At 53.7% G+C, this 16,696-nt stretch carries 14 protein-coding genes; 7 read left to right on the top strand and 7 right to left on the bottom strand.

Translation table 11 applies throughout. From position 1 onward, the window contains the following. Position 1 precedes the first annotated feature (1 nt). Genes accC through CJO09_RS04375 form a run of 5 tightly spaced genes read left to right on the top strand, consistent with a single transcriptional unit; the run spans position 2 to position 4,677 of the window. Positions 2 to 1,348: an acetyl-CoA carboxylase biotin carboxylase subunit gene (gene accC, locus CJO09_RS04395; RefSeq protein ID WP_119441221.1), complete on the top strand. Its 1,347-nt coding sequence runs from the start codon at positions 2 to 4 to the stop codon at positions 1,346 to 1,348. Between the two features lie 11 nt (positions 1,349 to 1,359). Continuing rightward, entirely contained in the window at positions 1,360 to 2,262 is a 903-nt protein-coding gene (prmA, locus tag CJO09_RS04390; protein ID WP_119441220.1) for a 50S ribosomal protein L11 methyltransferase, read from the top strand. A 34-nt stretch (positions 2,263 to 2,296) separates the two neighbouring features. Continuing rightward, entirely contained in the window at positions 2,297 to 3,205 is a 909-nt protein-coding gene (locus tag CJO09_RS04385) for a zinc-ribbon and DUF3426 domain-containing protein (protein WP_119441219.1), read from the top strand. Further along, positions 3,202 to 4,143, top strand: a complete 942-nt coding sequence (locus CJO09_RS04380) for a carbohydrate kinase family protein (RefSeq protein WP_119441218.1) — start codon at positions 3,202 to 3,204, stop codon at positions 4,141 to 4,143. Before CJO09_RS04385 ends, CJO09_RS04380 begins: the two co-directional genes overlap by 4 nt. A 36-nt stretch (positions 4,144 to 4,179) precedes the next feature. Next, the gene (locus tag CJO09_RS04375; protein ID WP_119441217.1) at positions 4,180 to 4,677 is read left to right on the top strand and encodes an outer membrane lipoprotein; all 498 of its coding nucleotides are present in this window, start codon (positions 4,180 to 4,182) and stop codon (positions 4,675 to 4,677) included. Between the two features lie 107 nt (positions 4,678 to 4,784). On the opposite strand, the gene CJO09_RS04370 is transcribed toward CJO09_RS04375, so the two are convergent. From CJO09_RS04370 to CJO09_RS04355, 4 genes are all read right to left on the bottom strand, one after another. Next, on the bottom strand, positions 4,785 to 5,348 hold the full coding sequence (locus CJO09_RS04370; protein WP_119441216.1) for a YggT family protein: 564 nt from the start codon (positions 5,346 to 5,348) through the stop codon (positions 4,785 to 4,787). Positions 5,349 to 5,501: 153 nt separating this feature from the next. After that, the gene (locus tag CJO09_RS04365) at positions 5,502 to 6,158 is read right to left on the bottom strand and encodes a histone H1-like repetitive region-containing protein (protein ID WP_119441215.1); all 657 of its coding nucleotides are present in this window, start codon (positions 6,156 to 6,158) and stop codon (positions 5,502 to 5,504) included. 154 nt (positions 6,159 to 6,312) lie between these two features. Further along, the gene (locus CJO09_RS04360) at positions 6,313 to 7,530 is read right to left on the bottom strand and encodes a ribonucleotide-diphosphate reductase subunit beta (protein WP_119441214.1); all 1,218 of its coding nucleotides are present in this window, start codon (positions 7,528 to 7,530) and stop codon (positions 6,313 to 6,315) included. A gap of 64 nt (positions 7,531 to 7,594) precedes the next feature. Next, entirely contained in the window at positions 7,595 to 10,549 is a 2,955-nt protein-coding gene (locus CJO09_RS04355) for a ribonucleoside-diphosphate reductase subunit alpha (RefSeq protein WP_119441213.1), read from the bottom strand. A 382-nt stretch (positions 10,550 to 10,931) separates the two neighbouring features. Between CJO09_RS04355 and CJO09_RS04350 the strand changes: the two genes are divergently transcribed. Beyond that, the gene (locus CJO09_RS04350; protein WP_147404898.1) at positions 10,932 to 11,414 is read left to right on the top strand and encodes a hypothetical protein; all 483 of its coding nucleotides are present in this window, start codon (positions 10,932 to 10,934) and stop codon (positions 11,412 to 11,414) included. On the opposite strand, the gene gltX is transcribed toward CJO09_RS04350, so the two are convergent. Beyond that, the gene (gene gltX, locus CJO09_RS04345) at positions 11,411 to 12,832 is read right to left on the bottom strand and encodes a glutamate--tRNA ligase (protein ID WP_119441211.1); all 1,422 of its coding nucleotides are present in this window, start codon (positions 12,830 to 12,832) and stop codon (positions 11,411 to 11,413) included. The genes CJO09_RS04350 and gltX overlap by 4 nt on opposite strands. A gap of 87 nt (positions 12,833 to 12,919) precedes the next feature. Here gltX and CJO09_RS04340 point away from each other — a divergent pair, with 87 nt between their 5' ends. Further along, positions 12,920 to 15,376, top strand: coding sequence for a bifunctional acetate--CoA ligase family protein/GNAT family N-acetyltransferase (locus CJO09_RS04340; protein WP_119441210.1), 2,457 nt, complete (start codon positions 12,920 to 12,922; stop codon positions 15,374 to 15,376). A 22-nt stretch (positions 15,377 to 15,398) separates the two neighbouring features. Here the strand turns inward: CJO09_RS04340 and CJO09_RS04335 are convergent, their stop codons facing one another. Further along, positions 15,399 to 16,082, bottom strand: coding sequence for an alpha/beta hydrolase (locus CJO09_RS04335; protein WP_119441209.1), 684 nt, complete (start codon positions 16,080 to 16,082; stop codon positions 15,399 to 15,401). A gap of 49 nt (positions 16,083 to 16,131) precedes the next feature. Next, on the bottom strand, positions 16,132 to 16,671 hold the full coding sequence (yjgA, locus tag CJO09_RS04330; protein WP_119441208.1) for a ribosome biogenesis factor YjgA: 540 nt from the start codon (positions 16,669 to 16,671) through the stop codon (positions 16,132 to 16,134). Between the last annotated feature and the right edge of the window lie 25 nt (positions 16,672 to 16,696).

Genomic DNA, 16,696 nt, shown 5'->3' with positions numbered 1-16,696 from the left:
CATGTTTGAAAAGATTCTGATTGCCAACCGGGGCGAAATTGCACTGCGGATTCAGCGTGCCTGCCGCGAGCTTGGCGTTAAAACCGTTGTGGTGCATTCCGAAGCCGATCGTGATGCCAAGTATGTGAAACTGGCCGACGAGTCCGTGTGTATTGGGCCCGCACCCGCGCGCGACAGTTACCTGAATATGCCGGCCTTGATTTCCGCTGCCGAAGTGACCGACGCCGAGGCAATTCATCCCGGCTACGGCTTTTTGGCTGAAAACGCAGATTTTGCCGAGCGTGTTGAAAAGAGCGGTTTTGTGTTTATTGGTCCTCGCCCTGAAAGCATTCGCCTGATGGGCGATAAGGTTAGTGCGAAGCGTGCCATGATTGCCGCCGGCGTTCCCGTGGTGCCAGGTTCTGAGGGCGCATTGCCGGAAGATCCGCAAACCATTATGCAAATGGCCCGCGATGTCGGTTATCCGGTCATTATTAAGGCCGCCGGCGGTGGCGGTGGTCGGGGCATGCGTGTGGTGTACACGGAAGCTGCTTTGCTGAATGCTGTTGCCATGACGCGCACCGAGGCGGGGTCGGCGTTTAACAACCCCGAAGTCTACATGGAAAAGTTTCTCGAAAATCCGCGTCACGTCGAGATTCAGGTGTTGGCTGACGGCGGGCGCAATGCGGTGTGGCTTGGCGAGCGCGATTGTTCCATGCAGCGCCGACACCAGAAAGTCATCGAAGAAGCCCCCGCGCCCCATATCCCGCGCAAGCTGATCGAACGTATTGGTGAGCGGTGTGCGGAAGCGTGCCGCAAAATCAATTATCGCGGAGCCGGAACATTTGAATTTCTTTACGAAGACGGTGAATTTTTCTTTATTGAAATGAATACCCGTATTCAGGTTGAGCACACGGTAACCGAAATGGTGACGGGAATTGACCTGGTGGCGCAACAAATTCGTATTGCAGCCGGTGAGAAGTTCACCTTGCGTCAGAAAGATGTTCAGTTCCGTGGTCACGCCATTGAGTGCCGCATCAATGCGGAAGATCCATTCAAGTTCACACCCAGCCCAGGCAAAATCATCAACTGGCATCCACCGGGTGGGATGGGTGTACGCATGGATTCACACGTATTCAGCGGCTACACGATTCCGCCGCATTACGATTCCATGATCGCCAAGCTCATTACTTATGGGGATACCCGTGAACAGGCCATTGCGCGCATGGATATTGCGTTGTCGGAAATGGTGGTTGAAGGGATTCAAACCAATATTCCGCTGCACCGCGAACTGATGCAAGATGCGCGCTTTGTCGAGGGTGGTACAAGCATTCACTATCTTGAGCATAAGCTCTCGCAGCGACCTTAACGGGCCGGCCCATGCGCGAACTTGTGTTGTATTGCCGGGAGGAGCAGGCCGAGGCCTGGTCTGATGCGTTGCTTGATGCAGGCGTGCTGTCTGTTTCGGTGGAAGATGCCGAGCGCGACACCGACGCCGAGCAGGCACTTTTTGGTGAGCCTGGCACGGAGCCCGAGGTGCAAGCTTGGCGGAATAATCGGGTGGTTGCGTTATTGCCCGATGATCTCGAGCCGGGCGAGGCAGTGGCGGCATTGGCTGCGGCAACCGGCGAGTCCATTCCCGACACCGACTGGATCACCCGGGAAGTACCGGATGCCGATTGGGTTCGGGTAACCCAGTCGCAGTTTGGCCCCATTCACGTTGGCGAACGGATTGTTATTGTGCCCAGTTGGCATGTGAACGATCCATCGTTGAACTTGTCCGATAACGTGGTTGCCATCGAACTCGATCCCGGTCTGGCATTTGGTACGGGAAGTCATCCAACAACACATTTGTGTCTTGAATGGCTGGCGGTGCATTTGCAAGGGGAACCTACCGTGCTCGATTATGGTTGTGGTTCCGGTATTCTGGCCATTGCCGCGAGCAAACTGGGGGCGGGTTCGGTTTATGCTATTGATATCGACGAGCAGGCAGTCAGCTCGACTGAGTACAACGCGCAGGTGAATCAGGTTGTGCTTAAGGCAGGGTTGCCCGACGATCTTCCCGAAGGCCGGTTTGACCTTGTTGTGGCAAACATCTTGTCGAATCCGCTGAAGGTTCTGGCACCCATGCTGGCAAATCGGGTTGCGCCCGGTGGTCGGTTGGTGTTGTCGGGTGTGCTTGAGCGGCAGGCCGATGATGTTGCGGCTGCTTATGCGCCCTGGTTGAGCTTGTCGGTTTGGCAGTCAAGAGAAGGTTGGGTGTGTTTACACGGCCAACGTTAATGTAAAGGCAGTTATAGGTGGTTAGGCCCGGTTTATGGAGTTGAATACCCGTTGCCCTGAGTGCGGCACTGTGTTTCCAGCGAGTCTGGAACAGATGAAGTTGCGCAAGGGCTATATTCGTTGCGTTAACTGCGCCAACATTTTCGATGGTTTCGAATTTGTGGTGTCGACAGACACGCCGGACACATCACCCCGGCCAACGTCGCGTGAACCGATTCAGGCGTCGGATAGCGTCCCATTGCGTGCGGAGCCTGGGCTGCCCGCATCACGGCGCTCCCCCCCGCGGGTGGATTTGCATACCCTAAATTTGCCCGACGACGCGCCCGACAGTGACACTGCGGGTGACGGCAATCCGGAGAATGAGCCGGTGTCCGTTTATATCGAACCGCGTGAAGATCGTGTTCGGCGGCCGGCGGGCGCAGAGTTCCTAACACATCGTCGGGAAGCGACAAGCTCCGGTTGGGGGGGGCTGATCGCATTGCTTGTTGTGTTGGCCTTATTGGTTGGGGCTGCATTATTGGTGTATGCGTATCGGGTACAAATCGCGTCGTCTGCCCCCGCCGTGCGTCCATGGCTGGAGCGTGCCTGCGTTTCAATTGGCTGCACTGTGCCGTATCCTCAGCGCGTCGATCGTATTTCAATTATGGATTCTTCTTTGCAGGCGGGGGAGTCGGAAGCCGTTATGCAATTGAATGTTGTGATGCGTAACACCTTTGGCAAGGCGCAGCAGTGGCCGGTACTGATGCTCGATCTGGTTGATTTTTCCGGAGCGGTGGTGGCAACAAAAACCTACCGGCCGAGTGACTATCTGCCTGACGAGACACGGGATCTGCCATTTCAAGCGGGCCAGGAGGTACGTTTGAATATACCCGTTGAAGTGGATGACCTTAAAGTCAATGGTTATCAGTTGCGAAAAGTATTCCCAGATCAAGGAACAAAATGACTAAACCTATTGTTGTATGCGGCTCCGTTGCATTTGACACCATTGCGGTGTTCGAAGGGCATTTCAAAGATCATATCCTTCCCGATAGTATTCATTCTTTAAGCGTTTCGTTTTTTGTGCCGTCGATGCGCAAAGAGTATGGTGGGTGTGCGGGAAATATAGCGTACAACTTGCGTTTGCTGGGGGGGCATCCTTTACCCGTTGGAACGGTCGGTGTTGATGCCGATGATTATTTGCAATATATGCAGAAGCTGGGTATTGATACGCGTTACGTGCGGGTTATGCCCGACATGTTTACGCCCCAGTGTTTTATTACGACTGATCTCGACAACAACCAGATTGCTTCCTTTCACCCCGGTGCGATGTCATTCTCGGCCGACAACGACGTATCGGGTGTGGAGGCGGCATGGGCAATTGTGGCCCCCGACTCAAAAGAAGGGATGTTCGCTCACGCCCGTCGTTTGAATGCAGGCGGGATTCCTTTTATTTTCGATTTGGGTCAGGCCATGCCGCTGTTCTCCGGTGAAGACCTGAATGAAATGTTGGGCCTTGCACAAATTCTCACGGCTAACGAGTATGAGGCCGGCGTCATCGAGCAACGCACAGGACGCAGTCTGGTCGACTTGTCGTCACGCTTGCAGGCGGTGGTGGTTACTCGTGGTGCCGAGGGTGCGTCGTTGTACGTGCATGGTGAACATACACATATTGAACCTTTCCAGGTTGATGAGGTCGTTGATCCTACAGGGTGTGGCGATGCACATCGCGCGGGTCTTTTATATGGGCTAAGCGAAGGGTGGGATTTGCGTGAAGCGTGTTGTTTGGCGAATGTGATGGGGGCGATTAAAATTTCATCTCGTGGTCCGCAAAATCATCAGCCGGACCGCCACCAGATCGGTGCCATGCTGGAGCGTCACCATGGTATTAAATTGCCCGGTTAAACTGTGTATCTATCGGGATCTCAAAGGAGTGTTGTCATGACAGCAAGGATTCAGCGTAATAATTATCGACCAGGACGGTTTATCGCCGTGGTGGCGTTAGTCGGGGCAATGGGGGTTATTGCAGGGTGTGCGAATCCCTCGGCTTCCAGCTCGGTATACAACTACGATCAGGCGCAGCGTGAACAGATCGTGCGCTATGGTACCGTTGTGGCCGTACGCAATGTCGTTATCCAAAACGACAAATCCAGTGGTGCGGGCATGATTGCCGGCGGTGCATTGGGCGGCGTGGCAGGTAATGCCATTGGTGGCGGCTCGGGCCGCGCTATTGCGACAGTAGGGGGCGCTATTCTGGGTGGCTTGCTGGGCAATACCGTAGAAAATCAGGTAAATAAAACACAAGGCCTGGAAATTGAAGTGCGCCTCGATAACGGTGAAACACGCGTTATTGCCCAGGCTGCCGACGTACCTATTAGTGCCGGGCAACGTGTACGTGTTTTAAGTGGTAATGGCCCAACGCGCGTTGTACCGATGTAATTCCGCGTTCGGGGCCTGGTTTGGCCCTTTGGTGAATACGGTAAATACAATATAAATTGGCCCGGCATTGATATGCCGGGCCAATTTTTTTCCTGTTGCGTAAGTTTCTAAACGCCGAACAAGGAAAAGGCCATGCTCTCAAGAACCATCATAATGACTTGCGCCAAAATCAACAGGACCAGGGGGGAAAAATCGATGCCGCCCAGGTTCGGTAAAACGCGTCGTATGGGGTCGAGCAGCGGCGCAGTAAGTGTTTGCAGAACCGGCATGATAGGCGCCATGGGGTTCACCCACGACAAAATAACCTGAATGAGTGTGAGCCATAGTACAAGGTTAAAAGCCCATTTCAGCACGGTTAGAACGCTGGCGATGAGTGCACCGGCCAAGCCGTTCATTAGGGGGAGCGCACCGGTTAACACAAAGAATGTGAGTAACAGATAAACAAGCGCAATCAGCCATGCCGCCACAATACTTGGCCCGTCGATGCGACTGGAAGAAGGGATGACCCGTTTTAGCGGTGCCACCAGCCAGTCGGTCATTCGCAGCAAAGCTTGCGAGTAGGGGTTGAACGGATGCAGACGGATTGCAAACATCCAGGCCCTGATTAACAGTGCAATACCGAAAAGGGTGAACAGGATGTTGATGATGAAATGCAGTATGTTGCCAAACATGGGTATCAGTCACCATCGAAGTTAAAGATGTCACATTGTCGCATGAGAGTCTGGCAGACTGAAGTAGAAACTAAAAAGACGATTTCAAGAAATAAAAAAAGCAGCCGTTTTGGTTACGGCTGCTTGAAAGTGAATGATGTTTAGTAAAAAACGTTACGGCCGATCTCCGGTGGGAAACGGCCAGCTTGCAGCGGGGTTCACGGTTTTGGTGGCTTCCTGAGTCTCTGCCGTTTGTGAAGCGTTTGCTGCTGTTTTGCTGGTTTTTACTTTTTTAGCGTTTTTTTTTGCCGGGGCTTTTTTTGCTACCGCCTTCTTGGCAGGAGCAGCTTTACCGGCGACTTTCTTCGCGGGCGCTTTTTTAACTGCGGTTGCTTTTTTTGCAGGCGCTTTCTTAGCCGCTGTTTTTTTTGCGGGTGTTTTTTTCGCTACTGCTTTCTTCGCCGGGGCTTTTTTAGCTGCAGTTTTCTTTACTGCTTTTTTAGCCGCGGTTGCTTTCTTTGCAGGCGCTTTCTTAGCCGCTGTTTTCTTTGCAGGTGCTTTTTTCGCTACTGCTTTTTTCGCGGGCGCTTTTTTTGCTGCGACTTTCTTCGCTGCCACTTTTTTGGCGGTTGCTTTTTTTACGGTTGCTTTTTTAGCAACGGCTTTCTTTGCTGCAGTTTTCTTTACCGCTTTTTTAGCCGGCGACACTTTCTTTGCCGCGACTACTTTTTTTGCGGGTGCCGCTTTTTTCGATGCTGCTACTTTCTTTGCCGCTGTTGCTTTCTTGGCGGTTTTTGCTTTCTTGGTTGCTGCCTTCTTGGCTGTAGCCATAGTGTGCTCCTTGAGAATGAATCGTAGAAACGTCCACCCATTTGATATGGCCCCCACTAAAAGGGTGCGACCCATTTCAAATGGTACAAGCGTGCAAAGTGCACAGCACCCGGCACGCTATGAGTCTAACTTAAGGAACAGCAGTATCCAAGCATTATTCCCAGTTTAGTGCTCCACCTGTTTGATATTCGATCACACGTGTCTCAAAAAAGTTGCGTTCTTTCTTGAGATCGATCATTTCGGCCATCCAGGGGAAGGGGTTTTCTTCTTGTGCGAATAAAGGTTCGATGCCAATTTGTTGGCAACGACGATTGGCAATAAAACGCAAATACGATTTGAACATGCCGGCGTTCAAGCCCAGTACGCCGCGCGGCATGGTGTCTTCTGCGTAAGCGTATTCAAGTTCGACGGCTTGACGAAACAGACCTCGAATTTCTTCGCGGAACTCGGATGTCCAAAGATGCGGGTTCTCGAGCTTGATGGTGTTGATGAGATCGATGCCGAAATTGCAATGCATCGATTCATCGCGAAGAATGTACATGTATTGTTCGGCAGCACCTGTCATTTTGTTTTGGCGCCCCAAGGCCAGTATTTGCGTAAAGCCAACATAGAAGAACAAGCCTTCCATAAGGCACGCAAAAACAATAAGTGATTTCAGAAGCGTTTGATCGGCTTCCGGTGTGCCGGTTTCGAAGTTGGGGTCGGCTATGGCGTCGATGAAAGGAATCAGGAATTCATCTTTGGCGCGAATGGAGGGTACTTCGTTATAGGCGTTGAAGATTTCCGATTCATCGAGATCAAGGCTTTCAACAATATATTGATAAGCGTGGGTGTGAATGGCTTCTTCAAATGCCTGGCGCAATAGGAACTGACGACATTCAGGTGCCGTGATATGGCGGTAAGTGCCCAGTACGATATTGTTGGCGGCAAGCGAGTCGGCCGTAACGAAAAAGCCCAGGTTGCGCTTAACGATGCGGCGCTCGTCTTCGGTTAGCCCGTTTGGGTTCTTCCACAAGGCAATGTCGCGCGACATGTTTACTTCCTGCGGCATCCAGTGGTTGGCGCAGGTGGCCAGATATTTTTCCCAAGCCCATTTGTATTTGAAAGGCACCAATTGGTTAACGTCGGTTTGGCCGTTGATAATGCGTTTGTCGGCGGCACTGACGCGACTGGTTGATACCGGTGCGGCAACCGTTGCTGCGGGTTTGGCATGCGCTGTTGGCTCACTGGCTGCCGCGGGTGCCATGGCCGCGTTGTCGTAATGCGGTGCAGGCGCAGCGGTTGTGCCTTGTGCGGGTGCCGCAGGTTGACGCGCCGCCGGGCTTGCCGGCGTGGGCGTTGCTTGAGGTGTGTCGTCATCCCATGAAAGCATTGTCTTTTACCTTTTATCTGTTCGTGTATTAACCGGTTGGTTTGTTGGATTCAAGGCTAAAGCCTTATTGGCATGCCTCGCACTCTTCGAAACCATCGTCACCCGGTCGTAATGTGCATACCGTACCAACGACCTCGGCTTCCGGCAAGTTTGCCGTGGGTGCAAGGGCGGCCGGTTCAGTTGCCGCCGATGCCGCCGCAGAAGCGGAAGAGGATGCCCCTGACGAATGGCTGGAAACCGCGTTCAGTTCACCACCACGACCGGTTGATTTTTCGGCATTGGTGGCACCGCTGGAGCGCAGGTAGTAAGTGGTTTTAAGACCACGAATCCAGGCCAGCTTGTAGGTGGCGTCGAGTTTTTTACCCGATACACCGGCCATGAAAATATTTAAAGACTGTGCCTGGTCGATCCATTTCTGACGTCGTGCAGCGCACTCAACCACCCAGCTTGGGTCAATTTCAAAAGCCGTTGCATAAAGTTCGCGCAGGTCTTCAGGGATACGGTCGATGCGGGCCAGGCTGCCGTCGAAATATTTCAGATCGGACACCATGACTTCGTCCCACAGGCCGCGTGTTTTCAAGTCGCGTACCAAAGCGTCGTTCACGACGATAAATTCGCCTGACAGGTTCGACTTCACATACAGGTTGCGATAGTTGGGTTCGATGCAGGGCGACACACCAATAATGTTGGAGATGGTAGCGGTGGGGGCAACGGCAACGCAGTTGGAGTTGCGCATGCCGTGCTGTTGGATATGAGCGCGCAAGGAATCCCAATCGAGCGTGCTGCTTTCATCGACTTCCACATAGCCGCCACGCTGTTCACGCAACATTTTCAGTGTGTCTTGGGGCAGGATGCCGCGATCCCACAACGAGCCGCGGAAGCTGGCGTATGGACCACGCTCGGCAGCGAGCTTGCTGGATGCCTGGTAAGCGTAATAGCACACGGCTTCCATTGAGCGATCGGAAAACTCGATGGCGTCGTTCGATGCAAAGGGCACGCGCATAACGTGCAGGCAGTCCTGGAAGCCCATAATGCCCATGCCGACCGGGCGATGGCGTACGTTGGAGTTACGGGCTTTGGGTACTGCGTAGTAGTTGATGTCGATGACGTTGTCGAGCATGCGCATGGCCACGTTAATGGTGCGCTGGAGTTTGTCGTGGTCGAGCTCGTAAGCGCCGTCAGCACCTGGCTTCAAGTGGGCGGCCAGGTTAACCGACCCCAGGTTGCAGACTGCAATTTCCGATTCGTTGGTGTTCAATGTGATTTCAGTGCACAGGTTGGAGCTGTGAACGACACCCACGTGTTGCTGAGGCGAACGGATGTTGCAAGGGTCTTTGAAAGTGAGCCATGGGTGGCCGGTTTCAAACAGCATCGACAACATTTTGCGCCACAGGGTTGTCGCCGGAATGGTTTTGTGTAGCGGCAGCTCGCCACGGGCAGCTTTTTCTTCGTAGCCAATATAAGCAGCCTCGAACTCCTGGCCGTATTTGTCGTGCAGGTCGGGAACGTCGGAGGGCGAGAAGAGTGTCCAGTCGCCGTTTTCCATAACGCGTTTCATGAACAGGTCGGGAATCCAGTTCGCCGTGTTCATGTCGTGTGTACGGCGGCGCTCGTCGCCGGTGTTCTTGCGCAATTCCAGAAACTCTTCGATGTCCAGGTGCCACGTTTCCAGGTAGGCACACACCGCGCCTTTTCGTTTGCCGCCTTGATTCACGGCAACGGCGGTGTCGTTCACTACTTTCAGGAACGGTACAACCCCCTGGCTTTCGCCGTTGGTGCCTTTAATATGGCTGCGCAAAGCACGTACCGGTGTCCAGTCGTTGCCCAGGCCGCCGGCATATTTGGCCAACAGTGCGTTTTCCTTGATGGCGTCGTAGATGCCCACCAGATCGTCGGACACGGTGGTGAGGTAGCACGAAGACAGTTGTGAGTGCAGTGTGCCTGAATTGAACAGGGTGGGTGTGGAGCTCATGAAGTCGAAAGAAGACAACACGTTGTAGAACTCGATGGCGCGTGCTTCGCGGTCGATTTCGTTCAGTGCCAGGCCCATTGCCACACGCATGAAGAAGATCTGGGGCAGTTCGATGCGACGGCCGCGAACGTGCAGGAAGTAACGGTCGTAAAGTGTTTGAAGGCCCAGATAGGTGAACTGGTTGTCGCGTTCGGCTTTCAGGGCGGCGGCAAGCTTGGGCAGGTCGAACTGGCCCAGTTTGTCGTCGAGCAAACCATTTTCAATACCGGTTTTAATGAATTTGGGCAGATACTCGGCATAGCGGGTTTCCATTTCTGCTTGAGAAACCTCTTCGCCCAGGACTTCAATACGGATCGTATGCAAGAGCAGGCGTGCGGTAACCTGGCTGTACGCCGGGTCGTTTTCAACCATGGAGCGAGCCGACAAAATAGCCGACTTATAAACCTCTTCGGCGGGGATGCCGTCGTAAAGGTTTTTAATGGTTTCGTTCAGGATGGCGTCGTTGTCGATTTGAATGGGCAGGTTGACACCGGCCGCTTCAATGGTCTCTTTCAGGCGTTCGATATCAAGAGGGCGTACGACGCCGTTGTCGGTAACGTTCAGGGCCGGTGTGTTGGGAGCGGCCTGCTCGGGTGCATTTCGGGCGCGTTCCTGGGCCCGCTTTTCACGGTACAGTACGTAGGCGCGGGCGACATCGTGTTCCCCAGAGCGCATCAGTGCCAGTTCAACCTGGTCCTGGATGTCTTCAATGTGGAAAGTACCGCCACCGGGCCGGTTGCGTATAAGCGCATTAACAACCTGTGAAGTGAGTTGTTCCACCAATTCACGAACGCGCGCCGAAGCTGCGCTTTGCCCGCCATTAACAGCCAGAAAAGCCTTGGTGACGGCTACGCTGATTTTATTGGGCTCGAAGGAAACGACTGCACCATTGCGTCGAATAACACTGAAATTCTGCCATGGGCTGTTTTGCTGGCCACTGGTTTTCCGTTCGGCGGCGGGCGCGCTGGGCGGAGTCTCAGGGTGGTGTTCTGATAGGGTTGTTTGCATGGATGGCTCCTGTAACCGCCGACGAAGGTGGCCGGCGAAAACGTGTGTCAGATAACGGTGGATCGTGAAAACGCGGAAAAAACGCGTTGAAAAGATAGAGTTTTTTTGCTTTCAGGTTTTTGTCATCAACCACTATATGTAGTGGTTTGAGATGTTTCAAGCACTAATTGTAGTGTTATGGGAAGGGCGAAGCAAGCAGGGTAAACAACTATATAAGGTTTATTTCAAAAAAGTCTTAGGGCAAGCGCGTGGGGGCTGTTGCAATTCCGTTGCAAATGCCTCAATGTATTGTCATGACGGTGTTTTTTATGCGCTTGGGTTGCCGGGCGTCATAATAGTCTGACAGTGCTTTATTACTTATTTGTATTGGATTAATTCGGCCATGTCTGGAATGAAAATTCGTTCGCTGCTCTTAAGCCCGATTGCGGCGCTGTTGGTAGTGGGTTGTGCCCCGATGCCCAAGCAGCCGGTGCATACGTCTGAAATAAAGTGTGAGCCGTCCGGTAATATCGATCTGGCAGGCAATTGGTTGGGTCAGCGCAATCAGGCAGGGGTAGCCGGCTCATTTCAGGTTTGGATGAATTTACACCCCGATGGGACCATGTCGTACGCCGAGCGCCTGCAACGCAAGGGTAAGCCGGCGCAGTCGTTGCGGGAAACCGGCTGTTGGCAACGCGACGCCTCTACCGGCGAATTGGTTCTGCGAACCTTGAAGTCGAATGGCGCGTGGGTCGAAGCCAATGACCCTATCTATGTGAATCGTTATCCTTACGCCTTGCAAGGGTCGGGCCAACTTAAGCTGAGGGAAGGGCAAAGCGCTTTCTTGTTAAAGCGCATGCCCAATGATTACCGTTTACCCTTTTAACGGTTTTCCAGCGTCGCGGCCAGCCGTTTTAAAACGGTTTCTCGCCCCAGCAGGCTTAATACAGCGTCAACTGCCGGGGTTTGTTTGCGACCCGTTACGGCTACCCGCAGCGGAATACCCAGTTTCGGCATTTTCAGGTTGTGTTGTTTCAACACCGTTTTAATCAGGTCTGATAACGCCGGTGTTGTCCATTCCGGCAGTGTTGCCGCCTGGCCGGCGAAATCGGCTAACACGGTTAACGCTTCCGGAGTCAGGTGTTCCTGCTTTAATTCTGCGTCGGCGGGAATATAGGGGCCACAAAACAACATGGCCTCTTCGGCTAATTGGTTCAAAGTTTCCGCGCGCTCTTTAAGTAATCCCATGACAGCTTCCAGATCAACTGCTTCGGGGTTGCCGTCGAGCTTTACGATGCGGGGCGCCACTTTCTCTGCCAGCCTTTGGTTGCTGCTTTCACGAATATAGTGTGCATTGACCCAATTGAGTTTCTTTGGATCCCATTGCGCTGCTGATTTACTGAGGTTGCGCGTATCAAACCACTCAATGAATTGCTCGCGCGAGAAAACCTCATCGTTACCGTGGCTCCAGCCCAGGCGCGCCAGATAATTCACCATCGCTTCGGGTAAATAGCCGTCGTCATCGTATTGCATGACGCTAACCGCCCCATGGCGTTTGGAGAGTTTTTCCCCGTCGGGACCGAGAATCATGGGCACGTGGCCGTACTGAGGCAGTGTGCCGCCCAGCGCCCGCAAAATATTAATCTGACGCGGGGTGTTGTTAATGTGGTCATCGCCGCGAATAACGTGGGTGATTTGCATATCCCAGTCGTCGACAACGACACAAAAATTGTATGTGGGCGTGCCATCGGCGCGTGCAATAACCAAGTCGTCCAGTTCGCTATTGTCAATACTGATGGGGCCTTTAACGAGGTCGTTCCAGCTTGTTGCTCCGTCCTGGGGGGTTTTGAAACGCACGACCGGTTTGCGGTCTTGCGGCACAGGGGGCAATGTTTTACCGGGTTCAGGTCGCCAGGTTCCGTCGTAACGGGGTTTTAAGCCGGCCAGACGTGCCTTTTCACGCATGGCGTTCACTTCTTCGGGGCTGCTGTAACAATAATACGCATGGCCTTCGTTCAGCATGCGTTCAATCACGTCTCGATACAGCTCCACCCGCTCCATTTGGTAGAAGGGGCCTTCATCGGGTTGCATTCCGAGCCAGTCCATCCCATTCAGAATGGCTTGAACCGCTTCGGGTGTTGAGCGTTCAATGTCGGTGTCTTCAATACGTAAGACGAACACACCATTGTGATGACGTGCGAAAGCCCATGAAAAAAGCGCTGTGCGAGCCCCGCCCAGATGCAGATAGCCGGTGGGAGAGGGGGCGAAACGGGTACGGATGGTTTGGGAGGTAGACGAGCTCATAGATTATGTTTAGGCTTTGCTTGGTGCACACTGTGCGCACGTGTATTCAGGAATAATGGGTCTATTTTAAAGTAAGCTTCCGTCGTCATGCTTCGTCATCGCCTTGCCGCCTTGTTTGATCCCGCTTCAGTGCTGGTTGTGGGGCCTGCCGCGCTTCCCATGAAAACAATTGCCTCGCTGGGGCGTTTGGCGCGGCATCAAACGCATGTTGTTTGGTCAGACTCGGCTCCTGCGCAGTGGCCGCAAGATCTGGCCGGCGTGCCGTCGGGGCGGCGTCTTGACCTGGCCGTTCTGGCCCTGCCATATCATGCGTTACCGAAAACATTGAATGCTTTGGAGCGATATCGCCCTCGTGCACTTATCGTGCTTTCTCCACCATCGCCTTCCGCCACGCCGGGGCAAGATTGTGCGGTTTGTGTTCAGTGGGCACGTGAACATGATTGTGTCATGTTGGGGCCCCGCACACTGGGCATCCAGCGGCCCCATCTTGGGTTGAATGCCAGCCTCTCTTCCGACTTGGCGTTGCCGGGGAAAGTGGCTTTGGTGTCGCAATCGGAGGCCATTGTCAGTGCTGTGCTCGATTGGGCGCGCGATGCAAATCTGGGGTTTTCCACAGTGGCATCCATGGGAGATGAAACCGATCTGACACTGGCCCGCCTGCTCGATTATCTGGCCACTGACTCCCGAACCGACAGTATTGCAGTTTATCTTGAACAGGTGCCTTCGCCGCGGGCGTTGTTCAGTGCGTTGCGTGCGGCGGCAGCGGTTAAGCCGGTGGTGGTGTTGAAAGCCGGCGGCGGATCACGCAACCCCAACTCGGAAAGCGATGCCGTATTCAATGCGTTGTTGCGGCGCGCCGGCGCGGTGCGCATCCCTTATTTTGTACAGTTGTTTTCAGCCATTAAGGTATTAAGAAGCCCTGTACGCCCCAAAGGCCGGCGCATTGCGGTTGTATCCAATGGCAGTGGGCCACCGCAGCTTGCACTCGATATTATGGGCGTTGCCGCGGCGGTACAACGGGCTGAGTTGTCGTTGCAAACTCAAAAGGCGTTGGCAGAATCGCTGGAAGATGCAGCACAGGTTGCCAATCCAGTGGTAACGCGTGTGGCACTTACACCGGAAACCATGAGAAAGGTTTTAACGTCCTTAACAACCGATGTGGGTGTCGACGGTATTCTGGTTTTGCTGGCACCCGACCAACGGGTGGATATGGCAGCCGTTGTTGCACAACTGGCCCATACTGCCGCCAGTGCGGCGAAACCCGTTATGGCATGCTTAATGGGCGAGGCCACCATGCGCCCTTTGCGGCACCGTCTCGATGAAGCCGGTATTCCTTCGTTTCGTACGCCGGAGGCTGCGATAAATGCCTTTGGTGTGCTGGCCACCTATCATTACAACCAGGTGTTGTCGCAACAAACGCTCCCTCCTGAGCCTTTGAATCAACCGCCCCAGGTCGATCAGGCTCGCCGATTGATCAAGGCCGTGTTGCAAGCGCAAAGAACCACGCTTGAGTTTGAGGAATGTGTTCAGCTGTTGGGCTGTTTCGACGTGCCGGTTGAATTGCTTTCGACTCACGACGATTTCCCCGGGTTAAGTCATGTTGACGATGTGCCCATGGCGATTCGTGTTGGGCATGACGCCCAGTACGGCCCGTTCATTAACTTTGGCTCCGGTGGTCGCACGGTTATATCGTCGCGCGACAGAGCGGTTGATTTACCTCCGCTTAATAGTTTTTTGGCCCGGCAAATTATCGAGCGCAGTGTGGTTTGGCGGCGCGCATTACGACATCAGATCAGTCCGGCAGCCCAGGCAAGCCTGGAGGACGCGCTTGAGCGCTTGTCCGACATGGTGTGCATGCTGCCCGAGATTCAACATATTCTTATTGATCCCCTGTGGGCCGGAAATACGCGCCTGTTTGCGCAGTCAGTGCACATTGACGTAGCGCCTTCGTGTTTGACGGCTTTGCCGGAGCAGTCGGGGTATGGCCATATGGCTATTCATCCTTACCCGCGTCAGTTGGTGCAGGAAAAGCAATTTGTCGATGGCCGGCCCTGGTTGATGCGCCCCATTCGGCCGGAAGATGCAGAGCCATTGCAACGTTTTGTGCGTGCACTTTCCGATGAGTCACGTTACATGCGCTTTGTTTCCATGTTGCGCGAACTGACGCCCAGCATGCTGGCGCGCTATTCCCGGATTGATTACGATCGGGAGTTGGCGTTAGTGGCGACGGTACAGTTGCCCAATCCTGAGCATCGGGGGCATCCGCAGGAGGAGATTATCGGCTTTGCGCATTATTTGCGGAACGCCGACGGCCGAGGTGCGGAATATGCTTTGGTGGTTGCCGACAATTGGCAGCGACATGGGTTGGGTAAAGAGCTGCTGCAAGGTTTGTTGCAAGTGGCTCGCGATCAGCGTCTTGACTACATTGAAGGGTTTGTACTGGCGGCGAACCGGCCCATGCTTGGGTTAATGACACGCATGGGCTTTCAGAACGATGTTGATGAGGACGACCCCACCTTGCGTCGTGTTTGGCTGTCGTTATAGTGCACGGTCGGGTTTGAAGCGCTTAGGTTTGGGCAAAATGGCGCGCGAAGAATTGGGCGATATCGCGAATTTCTTCCAGGCATACTGAATGAGGCATGCCATAGGTTTTCCATTCAACGTTGTAGCCCAGTTGTTGTAATTGCGTGCATGATGCTTTCGCGCGCTCAAGATCAATCACTGCGTCTTGTGTGCCGTGCGCCATAAAAATGGGCGTGGTTTGGTTGGCCTGATGGCGTTCCGTCTCGACCGTTTCGGCCAAAGGCAGGTAACCGGAGAGACATAGTAAGCCCGCCAGTTGTTCTTCCAGCCGCAAGCCCGTTTGCAGTGTCATGGCACAGCCCTGCGAGAACCCGGCCAGCATAATATTTCGGGTTGGGATGCCGCGCGCATTTTCGCGCGCAATCAACGCGCGGATGATTTGCTCTGATTGCCGAATGCCGGTTTCGTCTTCCCGACGGCCGATACTGCTGTCTTTAATGTCGTACCAGGCGCGCATTTGCATGCCTTGGTTAATGGTAACGGGTATAACGGGTGCATGCGGGAAGACAAATCGGATTTGTGGGCTGGGCGCCAAACCCAGTTCTGGCACGATGGGGGCGAAATCGTTACCGTCGGCGCCCAGGCCGTGTAGCCAAATTACCGCGTGTGTCGGACTCTTGCCGGTTTCAAGCTCAATTGAATCTAATTGTGTTGTGAATTCGTTCATGAGTACAGGTTTTTGTAGTTCAAATATATTTTGGTAGCTTTATAGCGCGTTAAGGGTTGGTTTGCTGCAGTGTTTTTAACTCTTGGTACAAAGCCCGATAATGCTTGCGTTTAGGGGCTTGGCCTGGTTGCAGGTTTTTGTTGGCTTCCTGTTCTTTTCGTCCTGCCCGAATCAGTGCTCGCAGGTGTTGTACATCTGCTTGAGGATATTCAGCAAGCAGTTCCGTAAGTGCGTGATCATCTTGTAGAAGCAGATCACGTTGGGCTTCCAATTGATGCATGGCCGCCGCTTCTTCGCGCGAGCCATTTTCCCAAACATCAAGTTGATGTCGAATGGCGTCGGCGTCGGCCTCGCGCATGAGCTTGCCGACATAGTGAATTTGTCGTCGTCGGCCTTCGCGACTATTGATACGCTGCGCCAGCCGAATCGAATCAAGCAGCTTTTCCGATAACGGTAACTGCTTCAGGCGGTCCGCGGAAAGGTCGACCAATTGTTTGCCCAGGTCTAACAATGCATGCATTTCGCGCTTGACCTGTGATTTGCTGGGGCCGTCGTATTCGCTTTCAGATGTTTCGGGGTCGTTTGTCATGCCTGGTAAAAGATAAGATCGTGGA

Source organism: Neopusillimonas maritima, from assembly GCF_003576595.1.
In the GTDB taxonomy this organism is placed as follows: Bacteria; Pseudomonadota; Gammaproteobacteria; order Burkholderiales; family Burkholderiaceae_B; genus Neopusillimonas; species Neopusillimonas maritima.
The sequence above is the reverse complement of the archived record's forward strand: the minus strand, read 5'-3'. Positions and strand labels throughout refer to the sequence as shown.